The sequence below is a fragment of the Candidatus Gracilibacteria bacterium genome (assembly GCA_041660965.1).
GTDB lineage: Bacteria > Patescibacteriota > Gracilibacteria > BD1-5 > JAGOOR01 > JAGOOR01.
Window position 1 is genome coordinate 635,736 of record JBAZVH010000001.1, and the last position, 12,328, is coordinate 648,063.

A 12,328-nucleotide genomic window follows, 5' to 3' on the forward strand; every position below is an offset into this window, starting at 1 on the left:
TTAATGCAATAATTTTTTAAGATCATCGATAAACTTATCAAACATTTTCACTTTATTACTTTCTTCAATATTCGTTTCGCTCAAAACATAACTCCCATCGGTATCTATCTCAACAATCGCCCTGCCTTTCTTCGATGGTTTTCTAACTGTAAGCGTCCCATCCTCGTCAGGTGTTACAAAATAGACTTTGATATGTTTTGTCGCTTCGTCAGAAGCAAGTTTGATTTTCCAATATCCTGTTTGAGCGATTCTTTCTCGCAAAGTAACTTTGCTTGATAAAACAGCGATAACTTTACTCGTTTGTGGATTAAAAATTATCAAATCAACATCAGGTAAGTGTGAGCCAAATTCTCCATAATCAACAATCAAGTTTCTTTTTACTAAACTCAATTCTTTCGGGAGATTTGATCCATTGGTTCTTTCGAGACTATTTCCATTTACAACTCGCAACCCCAAAGCATTCACCTCGTCTGTGATGATATATTCTATAAGTTTTTCAAGATTTTTTCCCTTGAAAGCTCGCCAAGATTGCTCATGGTCACCGCCTGTGAAATCTATTTTGTGTTGTTCTTTTGCTTCCATTAAGACATTGGAAATATGTCTGTATGCCTCAATGCCATATTTTTTCTTTTTCGAGTCGTAAATCACAATGAGATCGTTTATAGTCATATTTTTTCCATTATTAAAATAAATTCGGTCGGATATGCCGATATTTTGTTATTATCTGTTATTTTTGCAAATTTTCCTGTCTTCTCATCTCTCACTGATGGTAGATTTTTGGACGGAATCTCTCTCTTGATAACATCCGATATTTTGAAACCGAGATTTTGTAATTGTTCAGTGAAAACTTCAGCATTCAATATCTCTACGCCTTTTAGGCTCGTATTACCGATAACTATGCAGGTTTTCCCACCTTTCTTTAAGATCCTTTTCATTTCAGAAAAAACCTGATTCATTTCACTAAAATAGGTCGAAACTTCTTCGGCGGTTTTTTTATCTTTCTTTTGGAGTTCGCTTCTTATATTTTCAGCAAGTTCACTGTTCAAGACCAAATCTTTTTTATTATGATATGATGTCCCAATAAATCTTTTACGAAAATGGCTCAAGTCTTTTGTATATTCTAACCACAAAGCGGTTAATTGGTGTAAATCTGCATACTCATAAGAGGTAACATAAGGCGGTGAAGTAATGATCAAGTTCGCAGAATTATTTTTTATAGGAATTGTCCGAGCATCTGTACAATAAATTTTGCTCTGTACTTGCAGATAATCATTCTCCTTTAATAGTTGGTAAAGTTTTACATTCCCTCTCATCATCATTTTTATTTGTTTGTAAAAGGTTGAAATTGGTTCAGAAGGTTTTTTATCCATATCTCTTGTTGGCTTGTTGCTCTTTTGAAGCCATATAGAACAGTTCTTTAAAATATTTGAAAATCCGCAGAAGAAAAAATCTCTCATATCTTGATCATCAAGCTTTGAAATCTCTGCAAAAATGAAAGCGAGTTTTCTTTTTTCTTCAGGTTTGAACCAATAATCAATCCTTTTATGTTCGGGTGCTTTTACCTTTGTATCTTCACTATATGTATCCAGTTTTACCTTTAAGGAGGCAAATGCTTCTTCAAGTCTACTTGGATCAATTGGGGTAATTTTTGCTTTTGTGATTAAGACTGCAACAGGATTTATATCAACCCCTGCTGAACATCTTCCCTTAATTTTTGACTCAACGAGCGTAGTCCCACAACCACCAAAAGGATCAACAATTAAATCCCCCTCTTTTGTATATTTATCAGCCAAGCGAGAAACTATTTGAGGAATAAATTTTGCGGGATAACGATGATATCCGTGTGTGGCATAAGCTGTATCTTTGCGTGTCTTATCAGAAAAAGACCACGAATAGTCTATTTTTATTTTTGAAAATTTTGTTTTGATTTGGCTCATAGCTATTCCATTAAATCATTGAAATTATATCTTGAGAAATACTAGTGTCCTCAAGCTGTTGATGAGTATATGAGATTTTGAACATTTTACCAAACGAAATAAGAGAATGCTGTATTTTCTCAATAAAAAAACCCACCTACGATAGGTGAGTTACGATATATTTTGGCGGAGGGACTGAGATTCGAACTCAGGGTGACTTGCGCCACGACAGTTTTCAAGACTGTTGCATTAAACCGCTCTGCCATCCCTCCAAAAAAGTGCATAGGCATAGTATAAAAGTGCATAGAAAGGATTACTTTCTTATAACAATTCATTTCTGCTGCATTTATAACGCGTTTGCATTGTAGAAAAAAGACCCAGTCTGTCAAAATTATTTTTCTTTTTCTGATGATTCTTATCGTATCATCATATCTACGTCACTCTCTCAACCTCAACTCAAAAATCACAATTTTCTTACCACGAGAAAAGCCCATACATCCAAGAAAAATAGAAAAAAGTATTGCTTCTCTCGGAATATAAGTAAAATTTATAGGAAGACGTAAAAAGTCCCCTAGATGGTAGAGATAGAGATAGAGCAAAAGAGCGAGAAAGGAACTGTTTTTTCTTATAAAAGAATCAAAAAATCCTGCTCTTTTATTTTTTCTTCTTTCTCTTTTCTTTTTATAAAAAGTTATGCGCAAGCAGTCTGGTTTTACATTGATAGAGCTCATGGTCGTGATGGCAATCATTGCTATCCTGGCGACTGCTGGTCTCTCAGCGTATACTGGGTATTTGAAGAAAGCGAGGGATGCGACACGAATCGAAGATTTGAGAGCTATAGAAACTATTATACAAGCATCTTTAACAGTTAGTGGGAATGCTCCTGATCTGAGTACTCTTATTGCCAGTATTACGAGCACAAATAATGAAAAACTTATCCGAGACCCCTTGTATGATACAGTAAATAGCGTTAACAGGGAGGTTTGTCTTTTTGACGCTACAACCCAAGATTTCTGTTGATATTATTATGCTCCGTGTAATAATGGTTGATATATCCTTAGGACTAAATTTGAATCCACTTCAAATATTATCAAATATACTGATGACCCACTTCAAAATGCTTCGTGAGTTTTAAACTCTATCAATGACTATGATTTATGAAGCTGTGATGCGTTAATAAATATAGACGATCTTGAGAATGGATTGATTGATTAACTAACAAAAAATCCTTAGAGACTCTAAGGATTTTTTGCGTGAATTATATATTACAATTATTTTTGAACTTACTTGGACTCTTAATTTTGTCTCTTTCTGCGTAAAAGAGCGAGTGTGCCAGCCACCCCAGCAAGGATCCCAACTCCTGGTTCTGGAATCGTATTTGGCGCGTATGCAAAATGAAGTCCTTCATTGAGATGTGTATCTCCTGCGACAGCAAATTGCGCATTTCACACACGTGTTGCATCAGCGTAGTTGGTAAAATTGATAGTTTGTGCTCCCGCATTCACTGGGATATTATAAGAAAAGGGAAGGTCACCAGAATTAATTGCCAATGTCATTGTAGGAGTTGCATTATTCATTGATTCAGTACCATCAAAAGCGATAATGTCAGCTCATGACCCGCCAACTATCTGATATGCAAATCGACCATTCGCGTCATTAGTAACACTCGGAGCTCCACTACTGGCTACCATCTGGTAAAAACCACTTACGGTAAGTACCCCACCATTTGGTCCGACGTCTCCAGCGTTGAGCCCTACTTGGATAGTAGAACTGTAAATACCGTCAAGACTATTGTTGTTGATAAATATCTGACTAATTCATGGAGTAGTACTGTGTAATTCACTTACGCCACTTACGGATTGATCGAGTGTTGGTGTGGAGACGGTACTGTTCGGAAGTGTACCACCAATAAGTACCGTTGCCCCTTCCACTTTTTCAGCAGAAGTTGCAATACCGAGAGCAGCAAGAGCTGTAACGATTTTTGCACTCAATCCTGAGATAGCGCTTACTTTTTTTGATGTTTCTGAATTATTTTCAAGTGTATTTATCATAGGATAAAGAAATAAAGTAAAACTACTGACAAGTACAGTATAATTATATATTTTACCTGTCAAATATTTATTGTATAGATTATTTGGTTTCTATTTTTACTCGGAGAAATCATCGTGGAGCATTATTTACTGGTATGATACTGCGTACCTTTTCCTCTATAGCACTCTGAGCAACCGTTACCGTATCACTCTTCCATGTTTGTAAATCAGGGGATGATTCTACTATATAGTTGAGATTGGTAGCTTCTGGATTCTTTGGGAAAGTAACACACAGATACCGTGCACCATTTATGATTTCAAATTCGCAAACAATAGGGCTTTTGTTTGCAACAGTTGGGTTAGTACGAAATCAATACTCTGCGAAATTACTCATCCCATCCTTATCAGGATCACCATCGGCTGGAGTCAGCATACCGAAGTTATCATATTCCCATTTATCTGGAATACTGTTAGCATTGAGATCAGGATTTGGAGGCATGGTATTTGGTGTGTACGAAAAATGAAGCCCCTCATTGAGAGTGGGGCCATCTCCCGAGACAGCAAATTGTGCATTTCATACACGTGTCGCATCGGCATAGTTTATCAGATTGACAGTTTGAGCACCAGCACTAATAGGGATATCGTAAGAGAAAGGAATAGAACCGGAATTAATTGCTACTGTCATTGTAGGAGTCGCATTATTCATTGATTCGGTACCATCAAATGTGACAATATCATTTGAAGATCCTCCAACTATATGATAAGCAAATCGACCATTAGCATCATTAGTAACACTTGGAGCTCCACTGCTGGCTACTATCTGGTAAAAACCACTTACAGTGAGTACTCCACCATTTGGTCCGACGTCTCCAGCGTTGAGCCCTACTTGGATAGTAGAACTGTAAATACCGTCAAGACTATTATTATTTACAAATATCTGACTGATTCATGGTGTAGTACTGTGTAACTCACTCACGCCACTTACAGATTGGTCAAGTGTTGGTGTGGAGACGGTGCTGTTTGGGGCTCAGGTGATATTTTTTATTACTCACCCCTCCGCCGAACTCGCCAATCCAAGTGCTGCAACAGCTGCTATAGCGGTTGACTTGAGTTGGCTGAGTTTTCCTCATATAAATGCTCCGGTCTTTTTTGGCTGAATTGATTTGTTTGGCTCACGAACTGATGTGTTGGCAGCGAGTTTCATACTCAAGAGAGTGGTTATCTCACGAACTAACACATATATTATACGACTATGTTTACCCTGTCAATATATTTGTGTGAGTTTTTATAAGTCCAGGACTTAAGATGCATCAATTATGGGAGCTTTGACTCAGAAAAACCCCCCATTTCTGGGAGTCTTTTCTTATATGGGAATTTATTGACACAAATCTGGGAAGAGCATACAGAAAGGATCTTCTATAACCACATTGATTCGTTTAGAGCAGCTCACAATACTTGCATCAAGGAGAGTCGGATCAGTCGTGATGCTCTGATTAAAATAATTGTGAAATGTCGCAAGAGAAAGATAGGTATCTCCTCGAGTCGCTCCTCAAGTCATAATGAGCGTGTCAGCATTTATGATGCCGAGACTTTTAATAAGAGCACGAACTCCAGCGAGTGAACTATCATAGAGCCCGATACATTGTGACTTGAGATTGAGAACGAGAATTTCATACACTGAGAGCGCGTTTGTTCCTCAAAATAGAGTTTTCCCTTGTTCATTGGTTTGTCGTGAGATAAGCCCATTTGCAAGGGCGGTTTCAGCTATGGCACAAACCCATGGTTCTGAGATATCACTAAAAATATTTTGGCATTGATAACCCCTCGCTGGTAATAATTTCATAGCAGTGAGCATGATTTTGAGATATTCTTGTCGAGTGATTGCCTCATCGAGTCCATAATTTTCAGGCGTATCAAAATGACTCGCGATAATACCAATATTAGCAAGTGCATTAGCTGCATCCATAGGATTATTCTCAAAGAGAGAGGATTGCATCTGTGTCTTACTCGTTACAACACATGGACGAGAAGACTCATTTGGTATACCACAATAGGATATATCGACTGGCTGACCAGAGTAAGTTTCTATACATTGAGTGGTACGATATTGTATACTATTTGAGCATGTTCCCCATTCACCGATTATCCATCCATACACCATAATGCTCTGTGCATAGCATGTTTCTCCTGTTGATGAACCGACGATTCCACATCTCCATTTCCACATACCTTCTCCATTTGATCCAAGAGTTGTTGGGTCAAATGTGACGCCCATCACGACACTTCCTGAAGCACAGAGATTTTCCGACGGGGGAGCAATAAATACATCCTTGGTAGCACTTCCACACTTTGGTGTGAGATAACACAGTTCATATTCACTGATTCTTTGATTGGTTTTTACGAGGTCACGAGTGACATCGCGTAATTTTGCCACATCTTGCTGACATTTGCCTTGTTCTTTCTTCTTGAGTTTCTTACAAGTATCATTGGCTACATTGGGATCAGAGAGAAGACGTGTCTGTATGTCTCCGAGACGTTTTTGCTCCTTGAGATTCTTCTGATATTCCCGTGTTTCTTTATCCTTGTTTTTGTTGCAAACAAAAGTATTTTTATTAGCATTACCACCATCTCTATCAGTTTGGGATATACCAAAAGAAATACCAACGGTCAGAAGAATAACAGCGAAAACGATGGCATTCTTTGCAGTGTGTATCATAAAAAATGATAAAAAATAGAGCGTTCTTTCAAAAAATATACCAATGGCAAATAAATCGAAGTGGACACTATGAATAGTAGTAATTATTACACTTTGTCAAATATTTTCTGTAGGAATTTTCAAGAGAGGGAGACGATTTTTTGCTCACCACTATAGTCCCTTCTCCATGAGAATGGTGTGTATCTTTTGTTCCACTTCCTCCATTTTTTGAGCGTCTTTCTCCCTCTCATGGTCATACCCCATCATATGGACCATTCAGTGTATGATGATGTATTGTAGTTGTTCCTTATAGGTCGTTCATCGCTCTGACGCATAGAGCTTTATTTTTTCTAGACAGAGATAGATCTCCCCTGCGATATCTTTTTCCGTTTGCACACTTTCCAGGTAGGGGAAAGTCAGAATATCTGTTGCTCATTTTTTCCCACGATATTGAGTATTGAGGCGAGTGATCTCTTCAAGCGATACTGCGATGATGTTGATAGATCCTTTTTGTGGGATCTTGGTAACTTCTTCGAGTGCTCTTCAGACACTTTGGATATATTTTTTTGTCAGTATTTTAGGGGTGTCAAAGAGGGTATAATAAAACATACTTTTGTTTATTGGTAAAATTGTTCGGAGAGGACTTTGCCATCTTTTTCTATGCGGAATATGGTGTCTTTGAGTCCTGCTTGTTTAAAGAACTTTGTCTGCGTGTTGCACTGATCTTTTGGCAGCGTGTACTGAAACTTGAGTGTCGAATTTCCCCCTGGTCGGGTCGTGATATAGCCACCAAGAATGGTGTGAGGATATCTGGTTTGCACGTTTTCAAGACGTATTTTCCCTCGAGAGCTAAGAGTGGCTCATGCAGGGAGTATAAATCTGATATATTGCTTATTGTCCCCGCTGCCTTGTATCGGCAAGAGCGCAGGGAGTTTCTCAGTGATACCGAGATCATGTGCCATTTTTTTGACCGAAGCTTCTATTGCTACATTCCAGCCATGTTTTTGTGTGAGTGTGACTTCGCGTGTACAGCTGTTGATTTGTTTGACGATAAATGTTCGTTGCATCATCCTGTCTGTTTTATTATTACTGATTGAAGTAAATATCGGGTAGATGAAGTCTCATTGATACTCTTTCCAGGTATCGAAGAGGTGGAGATCATCTATGGCTTGCTGAGTTTTTTTATCCGGAGAAGCGAGAAGGATCTCTCCATCTTCGATATGTCTCCAGAGAATCTTTGCTACATCCGCTGTTTTGCCTTGTTGGATAATAGTATCGATAAGAGCTCATCATAACATATGAATCACTCCCTTTGGTGTTGAGCTGATTTTTTCTTTTGCCTCTACGAGCATAGAGAGTATGAGGGAGATATTGCTCTGATTGAGCTTGACTGGTATTCCGGTTACTTGCATCGGTCCGACCAGATTCATAATATCAGTCAAAAGTCATGTATTGATGCCGATCACGAGAGCGACTTCTCCGATGTCTGTTGTTTTTAGGAGCGTATTTATCTCTTCGGCACTTTCTGCGAAAGTAGGGAAATAATTGGCATCTCTGACGCGAAACTCGATTGGTTTTCCGGGAAATGTTTTTGATTTTAATTGATTAATTCATTCTGGAGAAGGGGTGTATCCTGTGATTGTATGATCGATTTGATAGATATCATGAAAGGATATATTGGTTATTTTTCATTTCTCAAATTCTACGAGAAACACTGTTCCAGGAAATCATCCTCCTGCTCTGAGCTCATCATTGTTTTGATTGAGTATCAGGATTTTAGTCGGATGTTCTTCTCCGAGGATCGCATACCATACCTTTTTGTATTTCAGAAATGCCTCTACAGAATTTATATAGTGTGTGTATTTTTTTTGAAATCAGCTCTCGAGAGGTGCAATTTTTGCCGCAGAATTCATCAATGTTTTTATATTTTTGATACCATCACTTGATATCACCCATAATGTTTCTAGCAGTGGGAAAATACTTTCCTGCTGTGATTTTTTTTTCCACCCGATCATAGTCTGAATCATTTGTCTGATTCAGTCACTCTGATAGATGAGGAGACGCGTATTTTTGAGTATCTGCCCATAGCTCGTCAAGGGTTCGAGAGGAATCGGAGAATTATCAGCCACGAGTCATAAAATCTGATAATCTCGCCAGAGTCCGTGCACAGTTTTTTGGAGCATATCAATGTTGATATATTTTCCTGGAGAGGACTGTATCAGTTTTATGGTTGTCTCTGTTCGTATCACGAATCAGACACCATACACGATAAAGCTCAAAAATACGAGTAATACTATAACTCCTATATGTCTTTTCTCCAGAGAATTTCAGAATTTTTTGATGTGTTCCTGGAGTCGGAAAATCTTTTCGCCAGTTGTTATTTTTCGGAGATTTTTCGTGTGTCTGTGTTTTTCGGTGAGTATGATTTCTTGTCTTTTTGCTTGTATATCTCGATGAATTTTCCCTCCTGTATTTTTTTTGAGTATTTCATGAGCCGTCTCTTTGCCACCAGGAGGTTTCTTTTTTCAGCGGAAGATGGTATCGAAGGAGGACATTTAGTAAAAGAGATAGAGCTAGAGCAGAAGATAGAGAAAGGATTTTTTGGTAACCAATTAAAGAATAGTGATAGTTATAGTCATAGGTAGGAATTCGCCACGGCGAACAGGTTATTGGTTCGGAAAACCATACCTCAACTTACATAAGCACTTACACACATACATACTCAAGCACTTGTAACAATCTACTAAACTTTTCCCCTACCCCACGCTTCCCTCCATTTCCAGTGCAATCAGCGCGTTCAATTCTGCGGCGTATTCGAGAGGAAGTTCTTTGACTATCGGAGAAATAAATCCATTGATAATCATCGCTTTGGCAGCGTCTTCGGCGATGCCTCGACTGCGCAAGTAGTACATCTGTTCTTCACTGATTTTCCCCGCGCTCGCCTCGTGGGCGCAAATCGCTGACGTATTTTTGACGCGGATATCAGGAATAGTATCATTTTTTGACAGACTATCAAGAATAAGAGCATCACAATCTATCCGACTCACAGCATTATGTGCGGAAGGGAGGATATCGAGAAGCCCTCGATAGGTGGAAAGTCCTCCTCACTTTGAGAGGGATTTCATAATCACATTGGACGACGTATCTTCTCCGATATGGATAACCTTGGCACCACCATCGACTTCCATACCAGCATTGGCAAAAGCGATACCGAGGTGATCACAGCGAGATTTTTTTCCTTTCAAGATACTGCATGGATAGAGCATCGTGACACCACTTCAGAAATTTCCTCCTACCCATTCCATATAACCCTCTTCTTCGACGACCGCCCGTTTTGTATTGAGATTATAGGTATCAAGCGACCAGTTCTCGACCGAGGTATATCGCATCGTCGCACGCTTGCCGACAAATATCTCGACCATACCAGCGTGTAAGCTCGGCGTATTATATTTTGGTGCGCTGCAACCCTCGATATAGTGAGCCGTTGCATCGTCTTCGACGATCATCAGCGTGTGTTCAAATTGTCCTCCAGACTTTACATTCATACGGAAATACGCTTGCAATGGTTCAGATATTTTCACCCCCTTTGGTACATAGAGAAAAGTTCCTCCTGACCACACGGCTCCGTGGAGAGCGGCAAAGATGTGGTCATTCGCTGGAATCAATTTCATAAAATACTTTTGTACCAACTCTGTATGTTCATGCACGGCGACAGACATATCCTCAAATATCACGCCCTGGTCTCGGAGTGATTGCTTGAGATTGTGATACACGACCTCGCTATCATACTGTGCACCGACACCAGCCAGCATCGTGCGCTCTGCTTCGGGTATTCAGAGGCGCTCAAACGTGTTTTTTATCGTATCTGGGACATCATCCCATGAGAGAGCATTTGAGGCCCCTTCTGGCCGAGCATAGTAGCAGATTTTAGACAAGTCCAATTTACTGAGGTCTGGTCCCCAGGTTGGGAGAGATTTTTCTTGAAATACTTTCAAACTTGCGAGGCGTTTCTCGAGCATCCACTCTGGCTCTTTATTTTGTTCCCAGATTTTTCGTACGACTGATTCAGAAACCCCATACTCAAACTCATTTGAATACACTGCCTCATCGTGGCCATCAAAGAGGGCACGAGAGACTTCTCAAAAAGCAGATATATTTTCAGCATCACTTGACATTTCTTTTTAATCTATAAATTATAGGAGTCAGTAGATAGAGTGTACACATTTTTTGCATGAGGCAACATCTAATTTTTTATATTCATCTATGATAATGTGGTTCTGAGCTTGACTTGCTTTAATGAAATCCCGATGAGAACAACTCTCTGGTGAAGAAAGTGATAATGATATAGTAAGTGATAATGCTTATCGTATCCCCCTTCCTTCAAAACCCGACATGAAGCCATCGAGATCACCATATCGTCCAACAAATCGTGAATATGCTCTCTACGTGGCAACTTTGGTAGCAGGAATACTCCTCTCACAATTGGCTCAAAATGATAATGCGGAAGCAGTATTATGACATATAAATTCTGAAATTTTGAACACTCTTTGAGCGGGTGTCTCGACCGTGTCACTTTTACGATGGGCATTACATGAGTGTGGGTTTATCGAAAGAAATAAAAGTAAATAAGACTATTAAAGACGGTACGAGAAACTTCTCAAAAAGCTTGAATATCGTCGTTGGTTGACATTTATTTTTCGCGTATAAAATGATAGATGGATTATAGCTAATTTTTATTTTATGCCACCAAAATCTTCACCAGAAATTGAACAAGCGGGTAATGTGATTTTAGGGATGGGGGTTTTGTCGATGGCACTTGGACTTGCAATTGCTAAAACTCACGAAACTATTGAGCAAATTATACCACTAGAAAAGTTTGCTGGAGAACAAATTATGGGCGTTTCGGGTATAGCTATCCTCTTTGCTCTCCTAGCGAAGTATCATCAAAATCATCGATACCAAGGGTAGTGAAAAGTAGGTTTTGTCACGAGAAAGATTTATTCTATTTTATCTGATTTAGATAAGTTACATTTAGCACAAAGTAATCTTATATTTTTGCTAGTTAAGCTAGTACCTCCTCTTGAAAATGGTAAGTCATGATCAAAATGTAGGTTTTTTGTTGAACTGCACAATACACATTTACCGTTATCTCTTTTCCAAACTTCTTTTTTTACTTCACTTGGGATTAGTCTTGTATGAGATAAGTCAATATGTTCGTTTGTTGTTAGATCCTGTTCGTCTGATAATTTCAAGATAAAGACAAAGACATTTCTGTTTCCATCATGTTTAACTTTGAGGTCTATTAAATCAAATAAACCTTTCAATGACCATACGCCTGGCAAGATTTTTTCATATACTTTTACAATCTCAGGATTAGATAATCATTTTTTGAATTTTGCGATTGCAGCAATAAATTTCCCATTTTGGGTTAGAGTGCCATTCCTGGTTCTTTCGGGTTGATCAAGCAATTTGCAATTCATTTCATATGATGTTTTTGGTTCATCATGGCCTTCATATTCAATAGTGATGCCATCATCAGAAATGCTATCAGAATATGGCGCGTTGGATCTCCGAGACATCAGAATAACTGAATATCTTGGATTCATTCTGAAGTTCATTCCTCGTTGCAAGGTTTGAACATTCTCAAGATCGCACATTTCTCTGTATGAATAAATTTGATCCAACAT

At 38.7% G+C, this 12,328-nt stretch carries 12 protein-coding genes and 1 tRNA gene; 3 read left to right on the forward strand and 10 right to left on the reverse strand.

What is annotated here, in order from left to right; genetic code table 25:
• The 3 genes from WC753_03115 to WC753_03125 form a co-directional block, all read right to left on the reverse strand.
• On the reverse strand, positions 1–669 hold the full coding sequence (locus WC753_03115; GenBank protein MFA6080445.1) for a BsaWI family type II restriction enzyme: 669 nt from the start codon (positions 667–669) through the stop codon (positions 1–3).
• Positions 660–1,937, reverse strand: coding sequence for a DNA methyltransferase (locus WC753_03120; GenBank protein ID MFA6080446.1), 1,278 nt, complete (start codon positions 1,935–1,937; stop codon positions 660–662). Before WC753_03120 ends, WC753_03115 begins: the two co-directional genes overlap by 10 nt.
• A 163-nt stretch (positions 1,938–2,100) precedes the next feature.
• Positions 2,101–2,188, reverse strand: a tRNA-Ser gene (locus WC753_03125).
• A gap of 421 nt (positions 2,189–2,609) precedes the next feature.
• On the opposite strand from WC753_03125, the gene WC753_03130 reads away from it, so the two are divergent.
• Positions 2,610–3,131, forward strand: coding sequence for a prepilin-type N-terminal cleavage/methylation domain-containing protein (locus WC753_03130; GenBank protein ID MFA6080447.1), 522 nt, complete (start codon positions 2,610–2,612; stop codon positions 3,129–3,131).
• A gap of 80 nt (positions 3,132–3,211) precedes the next feature.
• Here WC753_03130 and WC753_03135 read toward each other — a convergent pair whose 3' ends face one another.
• From WC753_03135 to sufB, 6 genes are all read right to left on the reverse strand, one after another.
• Entirely contained in the window at positions 3,212–3,967 is a 756-nt protein-coding gene (locus WC753_03135; GenBank protein MFA6080448.1) for a hypothetical protein, read from the reverse strand.
• A 79-nt stretch (positions 3,968–4,046) separates the two neighbouring features.
• Positions 4,047–5,150: a hypothetical protein gene (locus WC753_03140; GenBank protein MFA6080449.1), complete on the reverse strand. Its 1,104-nt coding sequence runs from the start codon at positions 5,148–5,150 to the stop codon at positions 4,047–4,049.
• A gap of 171 nt (positions 5,151–5,321) precedes the next feature.
• The gene (locus WC753_03145) at positions 5,322–6,662 is read right to left on the reverse strand and encodes a hypothetical protein (protein MFA6080450.1); all 1,341 of its coding nucleotides are present in this window, start codon (positions 6,660–6,662) and stop codon (positions 5,322–5,324) included.
• 150 nt (positions 6,663–6,812) lie between these two features.
• A complete protein-coding gene (gene ybeY, locus WC753_03150) occupies positions 6,813–7,250 on the reverse strand; it encodes an rRNA maturation RNase YbeY (protein MFA6080451.1) in 438 nt (145 codons plus the stop codon).
• An 8-nt stretch (positions 7,251–7,258) separates the two neighbouring features.
• A complete protein-coding gene (locus WC753_03155; protein ID MFA6080452.1) occupies positions 7,259–9,196 on the reverse strand; it encodes a DUF4012 domain-containing protein in 1,938 nt (645 codons plus the stop codon).
• Positions 9,197–9,397: 201 nt separating this feature from the next.
• Positions 9,398–10,816: a Fe-S cluster assembly protein SufB gene (gene sufB / locus WC753_03160; protein ID MFA6080453.1), complete on the reverse strand. Its 1,419-nt coding sequence runs from the start codon at positions 10,814–10,816 to the stop codon at positions 9,398–9,400.
• A gap of 121 nt (positions 10,817–10,937) precedes the next feature.
• Between sufB and WC753_03165 the strand changes: the two genes are divergently transcribed.
• Together WC753_03165 and WC753_03170 are read left to right on the forward strand one after the other, a co-directional pair.
• The gene (locus tag WC753_03165; GenBank protein MFA6080454.1) at positions 10,938–11,270 is read left to right on the forward strand and encodes a hypothetical protein; all 333 of its coding nucleotides are present in this window, start codon (positions 10,938–10,940) and stop codon (positions 11,268–11,270) included.
• Positions 11,271–11,381: 111 nt separating this feature from the next.
• Complete coding sequence (locus WC753_03170) at positions 11,382–11,609, forward strand: hypothetical protein (protein MFA6080455.1); 228 nt, start codon at positions 11,382–11,384, stop codon at positions 11,607–11,609.
• Positions 11,610–11,638: 29 nt separating this feature from the next.
• Here the strand turns inward: WC753_03170 and WC753_03175 are convergent, their stop codons facing one another.
• Positions 11,639–12,328, reverse strand: a complete 690-nt coding sequence (locus WC753_03175) for an HNH endonuclease (GenBank protein ID MFA6080456.1) — start codon at positions 12,326–12,328, stop codon at positions 11,639–11,641.